We start from the raw sequence: 20,367 nt of genomic DNA on the forward strand, positions 1-20,367 counted from the left end.
CTGGAGCTTAGGACTTTTGGTCTTGCCACGTCAATGGACTAACCAATACATTCGAGGAAGAGCAGGGTTGGTCGGCCAGAGGCAGGCCTTGCTCTGGGGGACCGACGCGCTGTTGAGCGCATGTATGAAAGGTGAAAGCTATGGATCCAAGTCACGTGGGAGTCGTCGGGCTCGGGGGGATGGGCAAGGCCCTGGTCGACAGCCTCATCGCCGCCGAGCATCCGGTTGCGGTGTGGGACCGGCACACGGACCGCGTTGCGACAACGGCGATGATCGGGGCGGCTCCGTCGGTGAGCCCCCGCCAGCTCGCGGAGCAGAGCGACGTGATCTTCCTTGCCCTGCCGAATCCGGCGGCGGTGCGGGAGGTGCTCTACGACGAAGAGACCGGAGTGCTTGCCGGGCTCCGCCCAGGCGCGGTGATCGTGGACATGACAACCGGAGACCCGGACCTCGCGCAGGACGTCGCGCAGCGCGTCGCAGCCCTGGGCAACGGTGTCCGTTACGTCGATGCCCCGGTGTCCGGCACGGCTCCGAACCTCACCGTCATGATCGGCGGCGAGGCGGGTGTGCTCGGTGGCGCCGAGGCTATCGTGCAGGACGTCGCTGGGGCGCTGCTCTACATGGGGGCCCTGGGCGATGGATTCGCCACCAAGCTCGTGCACCAGCACGTGAAGTACGCGACCCACCTCGCTGCGGCCGAGGCCCTCCTGATCGCGCAGCAGGCCGGTCTCGACGTCGCTATGGTGATCGACGCGGTCGAGCGGTCGAGCGGTGTCATCGGCGGCTTCAAGGGCGTCGCCGAGTACTACGGCGGCAACAAGCGCGCCGTGGCAAAGCATGCGCCCGCTACGACGATCGCCAAGGACATGCGGCTGGCCGCGGCTCTCGCCGACTCGCTGGGTGTTACGAGCGCAACGCTGGCGGCCGCCGCGGAATTCTTCGGTACCGCCGCGGAGGGAGACTACGCCAAGCTTCCCTACCCGGAGAGCACGGAGCTTCTGACACGGCTGCGCACGGCTGTGCAGGAGAGCTGATGGCACTCGACGCGTCGGCACGGGAGGTACTCGCCGAGGCCTGCCGGATCATCGCCCATGCCGGCCTGGCGGAGGACGTCCTCGGCCATGTCAGCCTCCGGACCGACGACGGCATCGCGGTCCGCTGTCGCGGACCGCACGAGAGCGGGCTGCTGTTCACCGAGCCGGCGGACATCCACGAAGTCGTCCCCGAGCGTGCGCTCGGGGGCGGGTACAAGGCCCCGAATGAGCTTCCGATCCATGCCGAGGTGCTGGCGGCACGCCCTGAGGCCCATGCGGTGGTGCACGCGCACGCTCCGGCGGTCATCGCGGCCGACCTCGCCGGAGTCGCCCTGCTGCCCGCGGTCGGCGCGTACAACATCCCGGCGATGCGCATGGCCGCGGAGGGGATCCCGACCTACCCGCGCAGCCTGCTGATCAACACGGCGGAGCTCGGACGGGAAGTCGCATCCGCGCTCGGCGCGGCACCGGCGCTGGTCCTGCGCGGACATGGGATCGTGACGGTGGGCGCGACAGTCGAACAGGCCGTCGTGCGCGCGCTGAACGTGGAGATCCTCGCGCGGATGCTCGTGAGCGCCAGCGCGCTGGGGCCGGTGAGCTACACGGTCACGGAGGCTGACATGGCGATGATGCCCGACCTCGGATCAGGGTTCAACGACGGCTTCGTCTGGAACTACCAGCGCGCGCGGCTCCGACACGCTGGACTGGCCGTGCGCTGAGCGCTCCGGCAGCACAGACGACGCCCGTCCGGCACCCCTGCCGGACGGGCATCGTCATTCCTTCGGCGCGGCTCCCAGCGCCTCCTGGATCTGCGCCGCCGCAGTGTGAAGCTGGCGGGCGATCTGCCCGTGCCCCTGCCGCGCTATACGGAGCGACGGGCCGGCAGCATTGATCGCGGCGATCGTCGTGCCGCGGGCATCCTTGACGGTCCTCGCCAGGGAGGTCACGTCATCCGGACGGGCATTGAGCGCATAGCCGAGCTCCCGGATCTGGGCGAGCTGGGCTTCGAGGGCCGCGACATCCACTTCCCGAGCGGCGAGCCGCGCGAGCGTCTGCTCCAGGTGCGCCTGGGGCAGATCTGCGAGCATCGCTCGCCCCATGGAACTCGTATGCGCAGGGAACACCTGGCCGGTGCGATCCGCGACGCGCAGCTGCTGCGGTCCCTCGACGCTGAACACATAGCGGACATTGTCGCCTTCGAGGACGGCGAGGTGGACGGACTCGTCCAGTCGTGTGGTGAGATCCGCGAGGATGGGACGTGCCAGCGACCGCACATCCATGTTCCGCACCGCTGACAGGCCCAGGTCGAGAAGGACCGGGCCCAGGACGTACGTGCGGACTTCTGCCTCCTGGCGGATGAAGTCGTAGGACTGCAGCATCGCCAGGAGCCGATGCGCGGTGGATATCGAGACGCCGAGCTCGTGGGCCGCGTCGGACAGGCGGAGGCGCCGCCGCTCTTTGAACATCAGGAGCAGACGCAGGGTATTGCCGACCGAGGAGACCGGATAGCTGGGCTGTGTTCTCGGTTCGGCGGCAGGCATTGCTCCAGAAGGGCTTTCAGAGAAGGCTCCCGCCCTGCTGGAGGCGTGGGGGCGCCTTCAGCAGGGCGGGAACGTGGAAGGAGCCGCCGTCTCGGGCGGCGCCCATCGTCAGAGGAAGACGGAGAGGTTCTTCGCCAGCAGCACCGTCTGGTCCAACAGCAGGTAGCGGCGAACAACCTTCCATCCGTCGTCCGTCTTGCGGAGGGTGTCCTGGCGGCGCCCGACGAAGAAGTCGGTCTCGTCGGCCACGCGGTTGCGGTAGACGAGGAATCGGCTCGAGAGCTTGACCTCGGGCCAGGCGACTTCCTCGATGCGGACGTTCGTCACCAGGTGCGAGACCCGGGAGACGGGTTCCTCGGCCCAGTGCACGCCGGTGGCCAGCTGCATCACGCGCAGCTCGACCGTCGATTTGGGCTCGTCGAACCAGCAGACCTCGGACCCGGCCTTGGTCTCGCCTCGGGTGTCCGCGTCGGCGTACTCGACGTTCATCCGCAGCGGAACGCTGTACTGGTAGTCGTCCGCGAGCAGATCCAGCCACTCGTCATAGCGTCGCTCGTCCAGGAGGTCAGCCTCGGCGAAGAGGAACTCCGAGACCTCCTGCAGCAGCGCCCAGCGGTCCGGTCCCTGCGAGTAGTCCGGCGTCGGCATCAGTGGTTCACCTTCCCTGCGGCGGCCTCGGTAACCGCTTCTTCCTCCTGACGGCGAATGATCGCGTCAATCCTGTCGTCCGACTTCGCGATCTCGATGAGCTCGTCCCAGCTGAGGTTGTCGACGAACTCCGACCAGCGGCGGTAGAAGGCCCTCGCATTCACCTCACCGGAGATCGCGTGGTTGGAATGCACGGCGCGATCGAGCTCCGAGAGCTGCTCGGTGCCGAGGCCCTGCTGGTAGTTGTAGGGGTACCGCTGGGCGACGACGCCCTTCGACGCCTGAGTGGCGTAGTCCCAGTTCTCCATGTCGTCCTGCTCGGTCATGCCGGCCGGGCCGCCGTAGCGCATGTAGTACTGGCGCAGCCACTCCCGGACGGGCTCGGGGGCCTTCTTGTCGGTGAGGAACCAGCGCCACACCTCGGTCTCGGTGGGACTGATCGGGTGGGCGACGAGGATGCTGCGCGGGAAGCCGGCCGCGAACGACATGTTCGGGAACATCGTCGCGGGGCCGCGGCCGCCGAGGCGACGGCCCTCGGCGTCCAGGCGCTCCTTGCGGGTCGCCCACGCCTGGTCGAAGTACTCGTTCATCTCCGGCTCGATGAACTCGGGGTAGGCGATCTCATAGGCCAGGTTGTCGCTGGCGCCGTGGCCGTTGCGGAACGAGGTCTTCATGCGGCCTGTCGAGTGGCCGCCCTGGTCCTGGCGCTCACCGTGGCGGCGCTTGCCGCGCCCGCCGGGACCGATGCCGACGGCTTCGACCGAGGCATGGGTCGATGCGCCGTGGTAGGTGTCGCCGAGGAAGTTCTCGGAGACGAACTTCCAGTTCGACTTGATGCGCCACTTGAGCACGCCGTGGAACACCTCGGTCTCGCCGGGGGTGCCGTCGAACGCGTCGGCGAGGTTGTCCAGCCACCAGTGGAAGTCGCCGACGTAGTCGAGGAAGTCCTCCGCGTTCTCGTCCCAGTTGGCGAACACCAGGCCCTTGTAGTTGTAGACCTTCGGGCAGCGCACGAGGCCCCAATTCTGCTTGTCGAGCTTGCCGCTGTAGGCGGCCTTCATGTGGGGCACGCCGAAGAGGTCGCCAGGCACGTTGACCAGGCTGCCGTCCATCGAATAGGACCATGCGTGGTAGGGGCAGGTGAACTGCATCGTGTTGCCCTCGTCGTAGCGGCATACGCGCATGCCGCGGTGGCGGCAGGAGTTCAGCAACACAAAGATCCCGCCGTCCACATCGCGTGTGAGCAGGACCGGGTCGCTGCCCATCCAGGACGAGAAGTAGTCGCCCGGGTTGGGCACCTGCGACGCATGGCCGACGAAGAGCCAGGCCCGGGGGAACAGGTTCTTCATTTCAAGGTCGAATATCTCCTGGTTGAAGAAGACCTCGCGGCTGATCTGTCCGGTCTCCAGGTCGACCAGGTCCCGGGCACGCCGTGGGTCCTCGGCCTGGGGCGGCGGCGCCGGACAGGGGTTGGAGGTGGAGCCAGTGGTCATCGTTGAACTCGCTTTCGTGTACGGAACGGGAAGGAAGGGATCGGCATCAGCGGGCGGCGACAAGGCGTGCACCCGCGGCGAGCTCCTCGAGCTCGCTGAGCATCTCGGCGGTCGTTGGCTCGAGCGGCATCAGGCGGCGCACGGCGACCATGCCGCGAGGCCAGCCGAAGGTGACGACGGCGCTGCAGCCGTCGTCGTCGCCGTGCGTGTAGACCGCGATCCGACGTGGCGTGGGGCCCTCAAGCGTCAGCAGATCGACGTGGGCGTCGGGGTCCGGGTGTCCGGCGACCTGGATCTTCTCGCGGAACTGGTCGGACCAGAAGTAGGGCGCCTCGCGGTATCCGATCGGATCCTGCGGATGCAGGAGGTTGTGGGCGACGACTGTCGCCTGGTCGGCGGCATTCGTCCAGTGGCCGACCCGGCGGGGCTTGGCGGAGTGGACGTCGTAGAAGCGCGCTACGTCCCCCAGGGCGTAGACCCCCGCAGCGCCGAACGCGCGGCACCGGGCGTCGGTGACGACGCCGTCGTCGACGCGGATGCCCGAGCCCTGGAGCCATGCGGTGTTGGGCTCAGATCCGATGCCGGCGACCAGGACGTCGGCCCGGACCAGGCCGCCGCCCTCCAAAGTGATCACGGCGCCGCTGCCGTCACGGGCGATCGAGGTGATGCGTGCCTGCGTGCGCAGGTCCACGCCGTGATTGCGGTGGTTGGCCGCAATGTGCGCGCCGACGACGGCACCGAGGCTGCCCTCGAGCAGTGTCGCGCGCCGGTCGATGATCGTGGCCGGAAGGCCGAGTCCGCGGGCCACGGACGCTGCTTCGGCCGCGATGAACCCGCCTCCAACCGCGACGACGTGCGCCCCGTCTCGGAGCTGGTGCCGCAGGGCATCGGCGTCGGACGCCGTCCCGATGACGTGGCCGATCGGTTCACCGTCGTCCGCGACCAGGCGTCGCGGCGAGAGCCCGGTTGCGATCACCAGGGCGTCATAGCCGATCAGCTGCCCGTCGGAGAGCCTGATCTGGCGTCCCTGCCCATCCAGCGCCGCGGCGTGCGCCCTGACGACCGTGGCGTCCAGGGACGCCCAGCCGCCGGGGATGAGGTTGAGCTGGGCACGCGACCAGGCGCCGGTCAGGTACTCCTTGGACAGCGGCGGGCGGTCGTACGCTTCCCCGGCCTCCGGCTCGATCACGATGAGCTCTCCGGTGAAGCCCTCCGAGCGCAGCGCCTGGGCGGTGCGCGCACCGGCGATGGATCCGCCGACGATGAGGATGCGCCCCGGGGGAACGGTTGTCGCGGGCACGGTCACTCTCCTTCGACGAGGACGAGCGCGTTCACCGGGCAGCTGCGGATTCCCGCCTGGACGGCCGCGAGCTCACCGTCCGCGACGGAATCCCGGGTAACGACGACAAGCCCTTCGTCGTCGAGGTCAAGGTGCTCTGGGTCGATGGCTACGCAGTTGCCGTAGCTCTGGCATAGGTGTCGCTTGGCTTCGATCCGCATTGATCACTCCTGGGACGTGTCCTCACGCTGGGAACCATTGGTCCTCTGCGCAAATGGTTAGACCATTAGTGTTATCGAGCGTCCTTGATATCGCTCTGTTTGTCAAGGGGCTCGGTGAGGCCTGGTCTCAGGGCTGGGCGAAGCGGGCCGCCGTGCGGCCCAGATGGGCGCGCATGATCTCGGTCGCAGCATCGGCGTCCCGAGCGGCGATGGCATCGACGAACCGGCGGTGTTCCTGGACGCCGCTGGTGTCCTGGTGGGCCGCGTCGTGCAGTGACCGGAGGATCGGCTGCTGGATGGACGTGAGCAGCATGAGGACAGCAGGATTGTGGGCGGCAGCGGCCACGCGAAGATGGAAGCTCAGGGAGGTGCGGACGTCGTAGTCGCCCCGCTCGCGTTCGGCGAGGGCGCGGTCGCAGAGCGCGTAGAGCTCCGCAATGTCTTCATCGGTTGCACGCTCGCACACGAGCGGGATCAGGCTCAGCTCGAGAAGCGTGCGCGCCTCGGTGATCTGTGCCGGTGTCAGGGCGGAGAGTGCGAGGAGGTCGCCGATGCTGTCGCGCACGACATCGATCGGAGGAACAGTGACGTAAGCGCCGCCGCTCACGCCGACCTTGACGGTGACCAGCCCGTTCGTCTCGAGGATCCGCAGCGCCTCGCGCACCGTGACGCGGCTCACGCCCAGCTGCTCGCACAGGTCACGCTCTGAGGGCAGGCGGTCTCCGACGGCAATCACACCCTGCTGGATCATGGCCCGGATCCGGTCGGCGACCGTCTGAGAGGAACGCTGCGCCTCGATCCGGCCGAACAGATCGGTGGACACTGTTCTCGCTGGGCGGTCAGTTCGCAAAGTCTTTGTCGTGTTCATGGGTGCCTTCCCGGGACGTCCTCGCCTTGCCTCTGGGTCTGATCAGAGCAGTCAGCGATGGAGTGGAAATGATGATACCGGCGATCCCCGCGGCGACAGCTGCGCTGGGGACGATGAGGACGAGCCCTGCCGCGGCCAGCGGGGACGCGAGCAGCGAGATTGACCGGAACGTCCCGATGGAAGCGATGGCGCGCCCACGGTCGTCCTCGCTGGTGGAATCTGCCGCCAAGGCCGGTCCGACCGTCTGCAGGATCCCGGCACCTGCCCCCGAGATCGCGAGCCCCACAACGACCGCCCAGATCGGATTCGGGAAGAACGACGCGAGCGCGAGTCCCAGACCTGCCCCGGCCGTGCCGATCGCGTTCGCAGCGCGCGGGCCCGCGGCCTGGATGCGGCGGGACAGCGCGCTGCCGCCAAGCGAAGCAAGATTGGCGACCGTCATAAGCGCCCCTGCGACGGGAACGCTGTACCCGGCCGCGGTCAGGATGACGGGCAGGTAGGAATTGACGATCCCGCGCCATGCACCGCCAATCGCTGTCATGCTGGCGGCCATGCCGACACCCGGCTGGCGCCAGATCTGCCGAGGACGCTCGGTGCTGTGGCGGCTCCGCTTCGGGAAGGGGGCGAAGCGGACGAGGGCGATGGCGGGCGCGAGCGCGACTGCCGCAAGTGCGCCGGCTGCCAGGAGGGAGATCTGAAGCGACCAGGCACCAAGGACGCCCGCCAGTGCCGGTCCGATCAGCTGGCCGATGCCCTGGACGACGTTCAAGCGGGACAGTGCGGTGACGGCGGAGTCGGACGCGCGGACGACATGCGTCTGGCTTCCCGTCCAGAAATATGCCCGTGCCGCTCCCTGCAGGAGCTGGGCGACGACGAAGGCCCACAGCTCGGTGCTGAAGCCGAGGAGGAGACAGGATGCGGACAGCAGCAGCGTGGCTGTGGCAATGAAGTGTTTGGTGGGCAGCCGGCTCATCAGGGCGCCCATGCCAAGGCGAGCGACTGTCTGCGACACCGCGGAGACCGCGACAATGAGCCCGATCAGCCCGATGTCGTGACCCGCGGACACGGCCAGGATCGGCACGATGACGGCCGCCATTGCCTGCGCGATCGAGAATGCGAGGTTCGCCGACTGTGTCAAGTGGCTGTCGCGACGGAGGCGCCGCGGATCAACAGATGATGCGGACTGATTGGTACGTGACATGCGGCCTCCTTCGTCTCACTATAATGGTTCGGCCATTTATTGGTATGCACTAGCCTAGGGCATGTCTGTACGAACCGAAGCCGTACGAATCAGCAGATGGGGGAGCGTGGCGTTGGGTCCACCCCAACGCCCCATGTCAGCATCCTGTCGAGTCGTGTGAGCCAAAACGCTGTCCCAGAACTCGTACGTCCTCCTTGTGCGCTTCCCCGCGGACACGGAAGCCTGCACTAGCCGTATCCATCAGGTCTCCACAGTGCGGCAAGGGCAAGTGGACAGTTCCCTTGTACCTGACCCTGCCCCAGGCCCTGCATGATGTGGGCGGCGCGGCGCAGCGTGAGGCGAGCAAGTCCGGGACGCCGAGCATGAATCTCAACGCGTCCTCGCTGCCGTCCCTAAGGCGGCGGAGTTGTCGATCACCCGCCATTGGCCGCACCCGCCAGCGTCGTGCGGCTTCGGGGCTTCATCCAAGGCGTCGACCCGCTCAGGCATGTTGAGGGGCTCAGTCATGGTGTGCCGCCTGAAGCCATTCGAGGCGGCGGATGCCCTCGCAGTCATCGGCTGGGAGGCAGCGCTCGTGGTGCGCGCCCGGCGGGCCGGGCTAGGCCTCGGCCGCGGCCTCGCGGCTCGCGGACCTCTTCTGCCACGGCCACCGCCCCGTGATCTCCAGCTCGAGGGAGAAGCTGAGGAAGGTGCGGATCAGCACGATGAGGGCGAGCACGATGACCGAGTCGAAGGACGGGACGACCGCCACGGTGCGGACGATGTCGGCCCCGACCAGCAACTCGAGGCCCAACAGGATCGAGCGGCCGAGCTGCCGCCTGAAGCGCGGATAGGTCTCCGGGTCCCGGACGCGCAGGTACCCGCCGGCCGATAAGGGCTCTCAGTGGTCCGGCCGAGAGCCTCGGAAAGAGACGCGGCTGGATCGGGACTCGCTGGTCAGCGCGGACTTCGGCATCATCCGCCAGATGGAGAACCGCGTCGCGGCCCTGCCCATACTCGCCGAGCGGACAGCCGAGCGGATGGCCGAGGCCGAGGCGAAGATCGCCGAGGCCGAGACCATGCTCGACCGTCCGTTCAAGCACGCCGAGACCCTGGCTACGGCACGCGCCGAAGTGGAACGCGTCGACGCGGCCATCGCCGCGCGCAGCGACTCGTCCTGCAGGTGAGCCGGCCACGGCCGAGCACGGACTGGATTCGGAGACGGAGAGGATCGCGAGCCTGCGCGCACTGAGTTTCCCGTCCGCCTCGACACAGTCAGCGGCGACGTGGCTGGTGCGGCCCCGGCTCTTCCCGTCTGATCTTGGTGGGCCCGTCCCCATATGGTCCGCCCCCGCATTAGTCCGCGGGTCAGGTCTGCATGACGTCGGGGCTGTCGGATGAATGATCAGATCAGCATTGATCAGAAGGCCGCCGATAGAGCGTCCAAGTTCACCCCTAGGGAGACTGCCCCTCTTCCGTTCCGTCTGTCCGCGGCACCCTTTTCTGGGAACCTCGAGGACTGGTTCGCTGGGCCAGTCCTCGAGGGGGCGGTGCTGGTGCCGCGCAGTGGTCTACGCGGGTACGTCCTCCTTCGCCGGAGCCTTGTCGTGATCGTGGCGGTGGCGCAGGTGCTGGATGGCGCTGATGATCAGTCCGGCGGCCAGAACCGCGTAGAGGGTGATGGTGATGGGGCTGTCCACGAGGATCCTCAGGTCACCCTGGGAGACGGCCAGGGCCCGGCGCAGTTCGGTCTCGGCCATGGGGCCAAGGATCACGGCGATGAGCACCGGGGCCAGGGGCACGTTGTATCGGCGCATCATGAAGCCAACCAGCCCGATGGCCAGCAGTAGCCAAAGGTCGACCAGCGAGGAGCTGATGGCGTAGACCCCAAGCATCGAGAAGACTGTGATCCCGGCGTAGAGATAGTGCCGGGGGATGCTCAGCAGCTTGGCCCACACGGAGGCGAAGGGCAGGTTGATCGCCACCAGGATGACCAGTCCGATGAACAGGGAGGCCAGCAGGGCCCAGACCATGTCGCCGCTGCGTTCGAAGAGCAGGGGACCCGGTTGCATGCCGTACTGCTGGAAGGCGGCGAGCATGATCGCAGCGGTGGCGGAAGTGGGCAGGCCGAGGGCGAGCAGGGCCCCCATTGCCGTGCCGGCGGTGGCGTTGGCCGCGGCTTCGGGGGCAGCCAGGCCGCGGATGGAGCCGGTGGTGCCGAACTCGGGGTCCCGGCGGCGTTTGGCCAGTTGCTTCTCGGTGCCGTAGGCCAGGAAGGTCGGCACCTCGGCCCCGCCAGCGGGGATCAGCCCGAAGGGGGCGCCGAAGGCGGTGCCGCGCAGCCAGGCGGGCAGGGCCTTGCGGAAGTCGACCCAGGTGATCCTGGCCTTCCCTGCGGGGGTGATGCGGGTGGCGACGGGATCGCGGTGGATGCGGGAGGCGATGTGGAAGACCTCCCCGAGGGCGAGCAGGCCGACGGTGATGACGACGACGGAGATCCCGTCGAACAGCTCCGGCATCCCGAGCGTGAAGCGGGCGGTGCCACTGGGGCCGTCGATTCCTACCAGAGCCAGGGCCAGGCCGATGCCCAGGGCGGCCAGTCCGCGGATGACGGACTCGGAGACGACCGCGGAGATCGCCAGGAATGCGAACACGGCCAGGGCGAAGTACTCGGCCGGGCCGAAGACGGTGGCGAGCTTGACTAGGGCAGGGGCGAAGAACACCATCAGGGTGGTGGCGATCAGCCCTCCGATGAAGGCGCCCAGCGCGCAGGTGGCCAGCGCTTTGGCGGCGTGGCCGTTCTTGGCCATGCGGTGACCTTCGAAGGTGGAGGCGATCGCTGAGGAGTGGCCGGGGGTGTTGAGCAGGATCCCGGCGGTGGAGTCGCCGAACAGGCCGCCGAAGTAGACCCCTGCGAACATGATGAACGCTGCGGTGGGCTCCAAGGAGAAGGTGATGGGCAGCAGCAGGGCCACGGCCATGGCAGAGCCCATGCCGGGCAGCACCCCTACGGCGGTGCCCAGGATCGCCCCGAGGACCACCCACAGCAGGTTCATGGGTGTCAGGGCGTTGCTGAATCCTTCGAGCAGAAGGGAGATCTGGTCCATCAGAGAAGTCCTTCCAGGAACCCGGACGGTAGGGGCAGGCCCAGCCCGGCGGTGAAGGCCAGCTGGATGACGGAGGAGAGCAGCAGGGCCAGCCCGAGGTCGAAGACGGGCCGTTTGCTGCCTAGGGCGTGGGCGACCACCCAGAAGAGGAAGGCCGCGCACAGGATCCAGCCGACGACCTTGAGCAGGGAGATGAAAGCGACGGCGGCGCCGGCGATCATCCCGACCGTCTTCCAGTCTGAGTATGTCCTCGACCGGTTGGACATGCCCGGGCCCCGGGTGGCGGTGTGCTCATCGGTGATGTGGGCCAGGTCGCTCAGCAGGTCGGCGGAGAAGTCGCCGTGGCCGGGGTGGGGTTCGGTGTCGGGCAGGTGCCGGTGGCGGATGATGTGGATGGCCAGCATGGTGGCTGTGGCATAGAGCAGTACGCACACGATGACGGGGAATAGCCTCGGGCCGGGGAGGGCTTTGCCGAGCACGTGCATCGTGGCGGTGCCGATGGTGAAGAACACGGCGAGGGCGTAGAGGAAGGCCACGAAGGCGAACTCGCTGCGCCCGGTCCAGAAGCCCTTGGCGCGCGGGGGGGCCGCTGTGGTCTGCGCGGTGGCCGTGTCGGCTGGGGTGATGCTCATAGTCCAAGTTCCTTTACGATCTGCTGGGCCGTGGCCACTTCGCCGTCGATGAACTCCTCGACGTCCGCGCCGGTGGAGAAGGTGTCGGTCCACTTGTTGCGTGCCAGCGCGTCCTGCCATTCGGGGGAGCCATGGAGCTCGGTGACGATGTCGATGAGCTCCTCCTTCGCCTCGTCGCTGATGCCCGGGGCGGCTACCACGCCACGCCAGTTGGACATGGACACGTCCACGCCCTGTTCCCGGAAGGTCGGCACGTCCACACCCCTGAGGTGCTCGGGGGAGGAGATGGCCAGGGCCCGCAGTGTGCCAGCCTCGATCTGGTCCTTGACCTCGTTGTAGCCGGACATCCCGGCGGCGGTGGTGTGGGAGAGCAGGGAGTTCAGGGCCTCGCCACCACCGGAGTAGGCCACGTAGTTCACGGCTTTGGGGTCGATGCCGACCTCCTTGGCCAGCAGCCCGCTGAGCAGGTGGTCGATGGAGCCCAGCGACCCACCGCCGATGGAGGTGCCTCCGGGGTCCTGCGTCCAGACGCTCAGGAAGTCCTCCAGGGTCTGGATTTTCGAGTCGGCGGGCACGACCAGGGCGGCGTAGTCATCGGCCATCCGGGCGATCGGCACGACGTCGTCGAAGGACTCGGGGTTGTCAGATAGTTCGATGGCCCCGACCATCACCCCACCGGTGACCATCAGGGCGTCCTCCCGCCCAGGGGTCTGGACGAACTGGCTCAGCCCGATTGTGCCCCCGGCGCCGGGAATGTTGACGACCTGGGGGTTGTTCACGATCGCTTCGGCACGCAGCGCCTGCTGTGCCTCACGGGCGAACCCGTCCCAGCCGCCCCCCTGGGGCCGCCGGGGCGATCAGAGTGAGTTTGCTGCGGGCAGTGCTCACTCCTCCGGAGGAGGCAGCGTTGACCAAGGCCAGCATGGCCACCACCGCCGCCAGCAGGCCGAACAGGCCTGCGCGGATTGGCTTCTTCATGATCCTCATTCCCTGACGACATCGTCCAGTACTCGGGGTCGACCGTCCTCGCACATCGTCCCCAGAGCGACAGGGCGATTGGGCCGATGGTCTGCATGCAGTTGTACACAATGGAATACAGTTATACGGCGTGAGCCCCGTCACCGCAAGGGCCACCACTTCCAAGGAAGAGCAGGGCTCTGTGCAGGGTCACCGGGATGATGGAATCGGCTCACGGGGGGCTTGGCGGATGCATGGCCGTTACTGTATACAAATGTGTACAACTAATCAGGAGGTAGCAATGTCAGTTGAGGACGCCGAATTCCCGACAGAGGCGGTTGCCGTGGTGGTGGTGGGCGGGGGCAACGCCGGGTTCACTGCAGCCCATGCGGCCGCCGTGCGGGGCAGGTCGGTGATCCTGCTCGAGAAGGGTGAGCAGGACATGGCCGGGGGCAACAGCTTCTACACTGCCGGGGCGACCCGAATCGCCCACAACGGGCTGGAGGACCTGAAGGACTTCATCGAGCCGGACGACCGCCATGCCATGACCGTGGTCCCGGCGTACAGCGTCGAGGAGTACGCGGCCGATCTGGCCAAGGTCACCGAGGGCCGGAACGACCCGGCCTTGACCGAGGTACTCGTTACCGAGAGCCAATCCACTCTGCGGTGGCTCAGCAGCCTGGGCCTGAAGTACCGGTTGATGTACGAGCGTCAGGCCTATGAGCGGGCGGACGGGTCCTACCTGTTCTGGGGCGGGCTGCACGTGGGCAATGTCGGCGGCGGCGAGGGCCTGATCGAAGACCACACCCGGGTGGCTGGGGAGCTCGGCGTGCAGGTGCGGTATGGGCAGCGGGCGACCGATCTGTGCGTGGAGAACGGGCGAGTGGTCGGAGTGGCCGTCGAGGCTGCTGAGGGGCGCAAGGTCATCCGGGCGGAGTCGGTGATCCTGACGGCCGGCGGCTTTGAGGCCGATCCGAGGTGGCGCCGTGACTATCTGGGGGAGGGGTGGGAGAACGCCAAGGTGCGTGGTACTCCCTACAACACCGGAGACATGATCGCCGCGGCGCTGCGGATCGGGGCGGCCAAGGGCGGGGACTGGTCCACGTGCCACTCCGTGCAGTGGGATGCCTTCACCCCTACCAACGAGTCCAACCGGGAGCTGACCAACCGCCTGACCAGGCAGAGCTACCCGCTGGGCATCATCGTCAACACTGAGGGCAAGCGGTTCCTCGACGAGGGCGCAGACTTCCGCAACTACACATATGCGAAGTACGGGAAGGAGATCCTCAAGCAGCCCGGCTCGGTGGCCTATCAGATCTTCGATGCCGCCCTGCGTCCGATGCTACGCTCCGAGGAGTACGAGATGCCCGGCATCTCCGTGGCCACCGCCGATACCATTGAAGAGCTCGCCGCGCAGATTGGGATCGAGCCCGAGGCTCTGGCGAAGACGGTGGCGGACTACAACGCCTCCATCGACCGGTCGGTCGGCTTCGATCCCAACATCAAGGACGGCCGCAGGGCCGACACAACGCCGCCCAAGAGCAACTGGGCCTCCTCTCTGGAGACTGGGCCGTTCTACGCGTATGGAGTCACCTGCGGGATCACCTTCAGTTTTGGCGGGGTCAAGGCCGACACCCATGGCCGGGTCCTCGATGCCGAAGGTCGCCACATCCAAGGTCTCTACGCTGCAGGGGAGATGCTCGGCGGGCTCTTTTCTTCCAACTACCCCGGTGGAGCCGGGCTGGCCGCCGGATGTGTGTTCGGTCGGCGCGCCGGGGCCCTAGCGTAGAGTTGATGATCATCCGGCCACTACAGGCCCACATCATGCAAGGGGAATCCCAGTGACGCAGACTGCGACCTCGGTACGCCCGGACGGAGATGCCATCTTCATCGCCCTACGCGATGAGATCCTCACAGGCATTCACCAGCCGGGCACCCCCATGCGTGAAGTGGCTCTGGCCCAGCGGTTCGGCGTCTCCCGGACACCGGTCCGGGAGGCGCTCTCCCGCCTGCAGCAAGAACGACTGCTCGAACGCATCGACCGCGGGCTCCGAGTGCCGGAGATCGACCCGCAGCAGGTCATCCAGATCTACGACATGCGCATCCTGCTCGAACAAGAAGCTGCGGCTCAGGCCGCCCGAGCCCGCCAATTCACCGACCTCATTCGTCTGGATGCTTTGGTAGAGCGCGACCGTGCCCTCGTCGACCCGGACGACCACGCCCGGATCACCACCAATCTGGAGTTCCACGCCGCAGTGTGGGCATGCACCCACAATCGCGTGCTGCAAGACCTGCTCGAACGGCTGTCCACCCACCTCATCCACGCTCCCAGATCCACTCTCTCAACCGAGGGCCGATGGGAGGCTGCTCTGGACGAGCACGAGCGGCTCGTGCGTGCAATAGAAGACCAGGACGAGCAGGCCGCGCGCACCATCGCCCGCGAGCACATGGAGACCGCCCGCCGGCTTCGGCTTCAACTCCTCCGCCAGAGCGCCCTCCAGCAGCCGCCTGCTGATTCTCACCGCTCCCGCTAACGGCCGAGCTGCCCCTACAACTCCGATTCCTCGGATGCTTGGGGCCGCACTTGTCGCTGGCGGCCCAGCTTAGGTTCGCTGAGCGGACGGCGGAGCGGCTGGCCGAGGCCGAGACCATGCTCGACTGTCCGTTCAGGCACCCCGAGGCCCTGGCCGGGGCACGCGCCGACGTGGAACGCGTCGACGAGGCAGCGCTCGCGTGTGCGGCCCGGCGGGCCAGGCTATGCTTCGGCCGCGGCGGGGGTGGCCTCGGACTTCTTCTGCCACGGCCACCGCCCCGTGATCTCCAGCTCGAGGGAGAAGCTGAGGAAGGTGCGGATCAGCACGATGAGGGCGAGCACGATGACCGAGTCGAAGGACGGGACGACCGCCACGGTGCGGACGATGTCGGCCCCGACCAGCAACTCGAGGCCCAACAGGATCGAGCGGCCGAGCTGTCGCCTGAAGCGCGGATAGGTCTCCGGGTCCCGGTTGCGCACATACCGGACCGCGGCCGCCGCGGCGCTGATCACTGCCCCGACGACGATGACGACGACGCCCGCCGCATCGAGGAACTCGGCCGCGATCTCGATCAGGGGCTTGAACTCCACTGCGTCCCGCCTTCCGCGTGCTGCCGTTCGCCGGTCTGCGCTGCCTCTAGGCAAGCACGGCTGCCCCTCGTCCGGGATGGGACGCGCGGCACGATGTCCTCGTTCCCCTTGACCTTGACGCTGCGTCAACTTCTACGCTCGAAGAGCACACGGAACGACAAGGGGGAGCGGTGGACTGGAGCATCCAGGACGTCGCCCGGCTGGCGGGCACGACGAGCCGGGCACTGCGGCACTACGGCAGCATCGGGCTGCTCGAGCCGAGCCGGGTCGGCAGCAACGGCTACCGCTACTACGACGCGGCCGCGCTCGTGCGGCTCCAGCGCATCCTCCTGCTGCGCCAGCTCGGCCTCGGCCTAGACGAGATCGCCCGGGCCCTCGCGGACGACGGCGACCCCGCCGCCGCCCTGCGCCGTCACCTCGCGCGGCTCGACGCCGAGCGGGAGCGGCTCGCGCGGCAGGCCCGTGCCGTGGAGCGAACCATCGCCGCACTCGAGACGGGAGGGCCACTCATGGCCGAGGACATGTTCGACGGATTCGACCACACCCAGTACCGGGAGGAGGTCGTTCAGCGCTGGGGCAAGCAGGCCTACGCGGACTCCGACGCGTGGTGGCGCGGCCTCAGCGACGAGCAGCGCCGCGACTGGAAGGCCCTCTCGCAGCGGCTCGGCGAGGACTGGATCGCCGCGGCGGGGGCGGGGGAGGCGCCCGACGGCGAGGCCGCCCAGGCGCTCGCGGCCCGCCACGTGCGCTGGCTCGGCGGCATCCCGGGCACGCCGGGCTACCCCGACGGACCCTCGAAGGAGTACGTCCTGGGCCTGTCCGAGATGTACGTCGCGGACCCGCGCTTCGCCAGGAACTACGGCGGCGAGACGGGGGCGGCCTTCGTGAGGGATGCCCTGCGGATCTACGCGGAGCGGGAGCTCTGAGCGCCCGGCGGGTCTACGCTGGAGATGCTTGAGAAGCGTGCAAACGACGGCGGGCAACCACCCGCCGTCGCGCACTTCAACACCCCACAACCCGGGGTCACCTCCCAACGTTGCGGGGTCACCTCTCAGCGTTGCGGAGCCAACGTCCTGACGATGGCCCCGGATCCCAGGGAGGCGACCCCGGATCCCAGGGAGCTGACTCCGGATCGCAGGGAGGTGACCCCGGAAGGCAGGGACCTGACCCCGCAACGGGGAGGGGAAGCCGGCTACTTGTTCCGCCCGCGGGCGGCCACGCGCCACCGGCCCACGACCTCTCCGCCGCTGACGACGGCGACGTCGTCCACGAGGTTCACCGCGACGCACACGTGGTTCGGGATGACCCGGACGCGCTCGCCGAGCGCGGGCAGGTCGGCGCCGTCGGGGAAGACGACTGTCGCGTGGTGCTCCGACAGCGCGGTGATGAGGGCCTCGGGATGGTCCGCGAGGCGCCCGAACCCCGTCGCCCAGGCGGGCCGGTCGCCGCCGATCACCTTGCTGCCCGCGTCGATGACGATGCGACGGGGGACCTCGCCCTCGCCCTCGTGCCGGCTCACGACGGTCGCGGCGATGGTCAGCGCGATGTCCTCGGGTTCGCAGCGTCCGAGCTCGAGCTGCTGCGCGTCGCCGAAGACGTAGACGCCCGGGCGAACCTCGGTCGTCGCGCCGGACTCGGTCAGCAGCGCGCTCGGCGTGGACCCGCCGCTCACGCGCGTCACGTCGAAGCCCGCACCCGCGAGGGCCCCGGCGGCCTCGGCGAGGGCGCGCTGCTCCTGGCCCGCGGCCTCGACGGGCATCCCCGGCGCGTACGACTGCCCCGGGAAGGTGAAGACCCCGGCGACCCGAAGCCCCGCCCCGGCTGCGGCCCGCGCGACCTCAGCCGCCCGCCCGGGGAGGACGCCGCTGCGGTGGTGGCCGCTGTCGACCTCGACGAGCACCTCGATCCGCCCCGCGGCGTCCCCGAGCGCCGCGCCCATCGCCGCCGCGGCTTCGACGGAGTCGGTGCCCACGGAAACTCTGGCCCGCTCGCTCAGCGCCCGCAGCCGCTCCGCCTGCCGCGGCCCGACCCACAGCGGGTACGCGATGAACAGGTCCGCGACCCCGTGCTCGGCGAACACCTCCGCCTCGCCGATCGTCGCGACCGTGAGCCCCACCGCCCCGGCCTCGAGCTGCAGCGCCGCGATCTCGGGGATCTTGTGGGTCTTCGCGTGCGGGCGCAGCGCGAGGCCCTTCGCCCGCACGGCCTCGGCCATCCGCGTGACGTTCCGCTGCAGGACGTCCCTGTCCACCATGATCTCGGGCGTGTCGATGTCGTCAGGGACGGTGTTCATGGGGCACTCCTCGCAGGTCCGGGTAGAACCCCAGCCTAGGTGGGCGCACGACGGCGGGTGCGCGCCCGGCGTCGTGCGCTCACCGTTCCGGCGACTCGGCGACGTCCTCGTTCAAGGCCTCGACGCCCCCGCCATCCTGCAGGGCCCTGTCCAGCGGGTGGGCGAGTTCGTCCGAGGGCATGCGCGCGGCGACGATCGCGACGAGCGCCATGATCGGGCACACCCCGCCGGCCACGACGAAGATGAGCCACAGCGGCAGCACCTCCGCGAGCGGGCCGGCGAGGGCCATCGAGACGGGCATGAACGCGAGCGAGACGAAGAAGTCCAAGCTCGAGACGCGCCCGAGCAGGTGCGGCGGCACGCGCCGCTGCAGGAGCGTTCCCCAGATGACCGTGCCGAAGGACCAGCTTGCGCCGAGCACCGCGAGCGCGCCAGCGAGCTGCCAGAACGCGTCCATGAGCCCCACGAACACGAGGGGGATCGACCCCACGCCCCACACGGCGACCATGAGCGTGAGGTAGCGGCGCGGGAGCCGGAACGACGCCGTCACGAGGGAGGCTGCCGCGCTCGCGACCCCCATCGTCGCGAGCGCGAGGCCGAAAACGGCCGAGTCTCCGCCGAGCTGGTCCCGCACCACGAACGGCAGCAGCACCTCGATCGGCCCCATCATGAACAGCACCGAGAAGCACGCCCACAGGAGCGTCCACAGGAGCCACGGGGTCCGGACGGTGTACGCGATGCCCTCGCGCAGCTCGTGGAGGATGGAAGGGCGCGCGACGGCGATGGGGCCGCCGTCCGCGGCCGGCTCGCCGTCGGGTGCGGGCCTGGACAGGAAGTTCAGGGCGATGAACGCGATGACGTGGCACGCCGCGACGCCCGCGACGGCGTGCGGGGGCGAGAGCGCCGCGACCACGAGGCCCGCGGCGGCCGGTCCCGCGGCCTGCTGCAGCATCGGGCGCAGGGTGCCCTCCATGCCGTTCGCGGCGAGGAGGTCCTCGGGCGGGAGGATGCGCGGCAGGATCGCCGAGTAGGCCGGGAAGAAGAACGCCGCGCCGACGCCGAGCGCGAACGCCGCGACCGCGATGTGCCAGATCGCGAGCCAGCCGAGCGCGGCGAGGACGGCGACGGTGCCGACGGAGGCGAGGTTCACGGCCTCGACGGCGATGATGAGCCGCCGCTGCGGGATCCTGTCGGCCGCGACGCCGCCGGCGAGGACGAAGGCGGTGAGCCCAACGCTCATCGACGCGGCCACGAGGGACAGCTCGAGCGGCCCTCCGTCCAGGGCGAGGACCTGGTAGACCATCGCAACGGCCCACATGCCCGAGCCGAAGATGCTCACGGCCAAGGCGGCGATGAGGACCCGATACTCCCGGTGCGCGAAGGGGCGGAAAGCGCGAGGTGCGGCCACCCGTCAAGTCTAGGACCGCCGTCGTGCGACCCGCCCGGGGCCGCGAAACACAGAGGACACCTTCTGTCCGCACGTCCGCCGAGGACCGGCCCACCCCGCCGCCCGAGCCCTGACACATGTCCGAGGCCGTGCGTAGGCTGGGGCCCATGCGGATCAAGATGTGCTCCCTTCACGTGACCGACCCGGCCGCCGCGCACGCCTTCTACACCGGCACGCTCGGCTTCGACACCCTCCTGGCGATGCCGGAGGCGAACCTCTTCATTGTGACCTCGCCGGATTCCGGCGGCGTCGGGCTGCTGCTCGAGCCGAGCGACAACCCGATCGGCGAGTCGTACCGCAAGGGCGTGTACGACGCCGGCCTCCCGGCGATCGTGCTCGGCTCGCCGGACGTGCGGGCGGACTACGAGCGGCTCAGCGCCGCGGGCGTCGGCTTCCGCGGGGAGCCCACCGAGGACCCGTCCGGTCTGTCCGCGGTCTTCGACGACGGCCACGGCAACCTCATCCAGCTCCACCAGGACTGACCGCTCACGGCAGGGGACGTGACCCCTCAATCAAACCTTCCGGTTGAGGGGTCACATCCCG

Annotated in this window: 20 protein-coding genes and 1 pseudogene; 7 read left to right on the forward strand and 14 right to left on the reverse strand. The window is 68.7% G+C overall.

Annotation, left to right across the window (positions count from 1 at the left end; translation table 11 throughout):
- Window positions 1–140: 140 nt before the first annotated feature.
- Window positions 141–1,034 carry an NAD(P)-dependent oxidoreductase gene (locus BV907_RS03095; RefSeq protein ID WP_077488174.1) on the forward strand — a complete coding sequence of 298 codons (894 nt, stop codon included), beginning with the start codon at window positions 141–143 and terminating at the stop codon, window positions 1,032–1,034.
- Window positions 1,034–1,753 carry a 3,4-dihydroxyphthalate decarboxylase gene (gene phtC, locus BV907_RS03100; RefSeq protein ID WP_077488175.1) on the forward strand — a complete coding sequence of 240 codons (720 nt, stop codon included), beginning with the start codon at window positions 1,034–1,036 and terminating at the stop codon, window positions 1,751–1,753. The genes BV907_RS03095 and phtC overlap by 1 nt, the downstream gene beginning before the upstream one ends.
- A gap of 54 nt (window positions 1,754–1,807) precedes the next feature.
- Here the strand turns inward: phtC and BV907_RS03105 are convergent, their stop codons facing one another.
- From BV907_RS03105 to BV907_RS03140, 8 genes and pseudogenes are all read right to left on the reverse strand, one after another.
- Window positions 1,808–2,575: an IclR family transcriptional regulator gene (locus BV907_RS03105; RefSeq protein WP_077488176.1), complete on the reverse strand. Its 768-nt coding sequence runs from the start codon at window positions 2,573–2,575 to the stop codon at window positions 1,808–1,810.
- 108 nt (window positions 2,576–2,683) lie between these two features.
- Window positions 2,684–3,223 (reverse strand): 3-phenylpropionate/cinnamic acid dioxygenase subunit beta, encoded by a 540-nt coding sequence (locus BV907_RS03110; RefSeq protein WP_077488177.1) that lies wholly within the window; start codon window positions 3,221–3,223, stop codon window positions 2,684–2,686.
- Entirely contained in the window at window positions 3,223–4,716 is a 1,494-nt protein-coding gene (locus BV907_RS03115; protein ID WP_077488178.1) for an aromatic ring-hydroxylating oxygenase subunit alpha, read from the reverse strand. Before BV907_RS03115 ends, BV907_RS03110 begins: the two co-directional genes overlap by 1 nt.
- 46 nt (window positions 4,717–4,762) lie before the next feature.
- Window positions 4,763–6,016: an NAD(P)/FAD-dependent oxidoreductase gene (locus tag BV907_RS03120; RefSeq protein WP_077488179.1), complete on the reverse strand. Its 1,254-nt coding sequence runs from the start codon at window positions 6,014–6,016 to the stop codon at window positions 4,763–4,765.
- 2 nt (window positions 6,017–6,018) lie between these two features.
- Entirely contained in the window at window positions 6,019–6,216 is a 198-nt protein-coding gene (locus BV907_RS03125) for a ferredoxin (RefSeq protein ID WP_077488180.1), read from the reverse strand.
- A 127-nt stretch (window positions 6,217–6,343) separates the two neighbouring features.
- Entirely contained in the window at window positions 6,344–7,039 is a 696-nt protein-coding gene (locus BV907_RS03130) for a FadR/GntR family transcriptional regulator (RefSeq protein WP_245827764.1), read from the reverse strand.
- A gap of 16 nt (window positions 7,040–7,055) precedes the next feature.
- Entirely contained in the window at window positions 7,056–8,285 is a 1,230-nt protein-coding gene (locus BV907_RS03135) for an MFS transporter (RefSeq protein ID WP_077488184.1), read from the reverse strand.
- Window positions 8,286–8,883: 598 nt separating this feature from the next.
- A pseudogene (locus tag BV907_RS03140) lies at window positions 8,884–9,117 on the reverse strand (DUF1622 domain-containing protein); the annotation flags it as partial.
- A gap of 133 nt (window positions 9,118–9,250) precedes the next feature.
- Between BV907_RS03140 and BV907_RS03145 the strand changes: the two are divergent.
- Complete coding sequence (locus BV907_RS03145; protein ID WP_077488188.1) at window positions 9,251–9,451, forward strand: hypothetical protein; 201 nt, start codon at window positions 9,251–9,253, stop codon at window positions 9,449–9,451.
- A gap of 384 nt (window positions 9,452–9,835) precedes the next feature.
- On the opposite strand, the gene BV907_RS03150 is transcribed toward BV907_RS03145, so the two are convergent.
- Genes BV907_RS03150 through BV907_RS03160 form a run of 3 tightly spaced genes read right to left on the reverse strand, consistent with a single transcriptional unit; the run spans window position 9,836 to window position 12,782 of the window.
- Window positions 9,836–11,371, reverse strand: coding sequence for a tripartite tricarboxylate transporter permease (locus tag BV907_RS03150; RefSeq protein WP_077488190.1), 1,536 nt, complete (start codon window positions 11,369–11,371; stop codon window positions 9,836–9,838).
- The gene (locus BV907_RS03155; protein ID WP_077488192.1) at window positions 11,371–12,003 is read right to left on the reverse strand and encodes a tripartite tricarboxylate transporter TctB family protein; all 633 of its coding nucleotides are present in this window, start codon (window positions 12,001–12,003) and stop codon (window positions 11,371–11,373) included. The genes BV907_RS03150 and BV907_RS03155 overlap by 1 nt, the downstream gene beginning before the upstream one ends.
- The gene (locus BV907_RS03160; RefSeq protein ID WP_245827765.1) at window positions 12,000–12,782 is read right to left on the reverse strand and encodes a Bug family tripartite tricarboxylate transporter substrate binding protein; all 783 of its coding nucleotides are present in this window, start codon (window positions 12,780–12,782) and stop codon (window positions 12,000–12,002) included. The genes BV907_RS03155 and BV907_RS03160 overlap by 4 nt, the downstream gene beginning before the upstream one ends.
- Before the next feature lie 479 nt (window positions 12,783–13,261).
- On the opposite strand from BV907_RS03160, the gene tcuA reads away from it, so the two are divergent.
- Entirely contained in the window at window positions 13,262–14,749 is a 1,488-nt protein-coding gene (gene tcuA / locus BV907_RS03165; protein WP_077488193.1) for an FAD-dependent tricarballylate dehydrogenase TcuA, read from the forward strand.
- Between the two features lie 52 nt (window positions 14,750–14,801).
- Complete coding sequence (locus BV907_RS03170; RefSeq protein ID WP_077488194.1) at window positions 14,802–15,494, forward strand: GntR family transcriptional regulator; 693 nt, start codon at window positions 14,802–14,804, stop codon at window positions 15,492–15,494.
- Between the two features lie 221 nt (window positions 15,495–15,715).
- Here BV907_RS03170 and BV907_RS03175 read toward each other — a convergent pair whose 3' ends face one another.
- A complete protein-coding gene (locus BV907_RS03175) occupies window positions 15,716–16,084 on the reverse strand; it encodes a DUF1622 domain-containing protein (protein ID WP_077488195.1) in 369 nt (122 codons plus the stop codon).
- A 170-nt stretch (window positions 16,085–16,254) separates the two neighbouring features.
- Between BV907_RS03175 and BV907_RS03180 the strand changes: the two genes are divergently transcribed.
- A complete protein-coding gene (locus tag BV907_RS03180) occupies window positions 16,255–17,010 on the forward strand; it encodes a MerR family transcriptional regulator (RefSeq protein ID WP_077488196.1) in 756 nt (251 codons plus the stop codon).
- Between the two features lie 266 nt (window positions 17,011–17,276).
- On the opposite strand, the gene BV907_RS03185 is transcribed toward BV907_RS03180, so the two are convergent.
- The gene (locus BV907_RS03185) at window positions 17,277–18,377 is read right to left on the reverse strand and encodes an alanine racemase (protein WP_077488197.1); all 1,101 of its coding nucleotides are present in this window, start codon (window positions 18,375–18,377) and stop codon (window positions 17,277–17,279) included.
- Between the two features lie 79 nt (window positions 18,378–18,456).
- Complete coding sequence (locus BV907_RS03190) at window positions 18,457–19,785, reverse strand: MFS transporter (RefSeq protein ID WP_077488199.1); 1,329 nt, start codon at window positions 19,783–19,785, stop codon at window positions 18,457–18,459.
- 146 nt (window positions 19,786–19,931) lie between these two features.
- Here BV907_RS03190 and BV907_RS03195 point away from each other — a divergent pair, with 146 nt between their 5' ends.
- Window positions 19,932–20,306, forward strand: coding sequence for a VOC family protein (locus tag BV907_RS03195; protein WP_077488201.1), 375 nt, complete (start codon window positions 19,932–19,934; stop codon window positions 20,304–20,306).
- Window positions 20,307–20,367 lie beyond the last annotated feature (61 nt).

The organism is Sinomonas mesophila (assembly GCF_001999765.1).
Taxonomy (GTDB): domain Bacteria; phylum Actinomycetota; class Actinomycetes; order Actinomycetales; family Micrococcaceae; genus Sinomonas; species Sinomonas mesophila.

Excerpts from the sequence above, each read along its gene's own strand:
- BV907_RS03105 (WP_077488176.1), bottom strand. The coding sequence starts at position 2,575 with ATGCCTGCCGCCGAACCGAGAACACAGCCCAGCTATCCGGTCTCCTCG.
- BV907_RS03110 (WP_077488177.1), bottom strand. The coding sequence starts at position 3,223 with ATGCCGACGCCGGACTACTCGCAGGGACCGGACCGCTGGGCGCTGCTG.
- BV907_RS03150 (WP_077488190.1), bottom strand. The coding sequence starts at position 11,371 with ATGGACCAGATCTCCCTTCTGCTCGAAGGATTCAGCAACGCCCTGACA.
- BV907_RS03135 (WP_077488184.1), bottom strand. The coding sequence starts at position 8,285 with ATGTCACGTACCAATCAGTCCGCATCATCTGTTGATCCGCGGCGCCTC.
- BV907_RS03195 (WP_077488201.1), top strand. The coding sequence starts at position 19,932 with ATGCGGATCAAGATGTGCTCCCTTCACGTGACCGACCCGGCCGCCGCG.
- tcuA (WP_077488193.1), top strand. The coding sequence starts at position 13,262 with ATGTCAGTTGAGGACGCCGAATTCCCGACAGAGGCGGTTGCCGTGGTG.
- BV907_RS03185 (WP_077488197.1), bottom strand. The coding sequence starts at position 18,377 with ATGAACACCGTCCCTGACGACATCGACACGCCCGAGATCATGGTGGAC.
- phtC (WP_077488175.1), top strand. The coding sequence starts at position 1,034 with ATGGCACTCGACGCGTCGGCACGGGAGGTACTCGCCGAGGCCTGCCGG.
- BV907_RS03125 (WP_077488180.1), bottom strand. The coding sequence starts at position 6,216 with ATGCGGATCGAAGCCAAGCGACACCTATGCCAGAGCTACGGCAACTGC.
- BV907_RS03095 (WP_077488174.1), top strand. The coding sequence starts at position 141 with ATGGATCCAAGTCACGTGGGAGTCGTCGGGCTCGGGGGGATGGGCAAG.
- BV907_RS03115 (WP_077488178.1), bottom strand. The coding sequence starts at position 4,716 with ATGACCACTGGCTCCACCTCCAACCCCTGTCCGGCGCCGCCGCCCCAG.
- BV907_RS03155 (WP_077488192.1), bottom strand. The coding sequence starts at position 12,003 with ATGAGCATCACCCCAGCCGACACGGCCACCGCGCAGACCACAGCGGCC.
- BV907_RS03145 (WP_077488188.1), top strand. The coding sequence starts at position 9,251 with ATGGAGAACCGCGTCGCGGCCCTGCCCATACTCGCCGAGCGGACAGCC.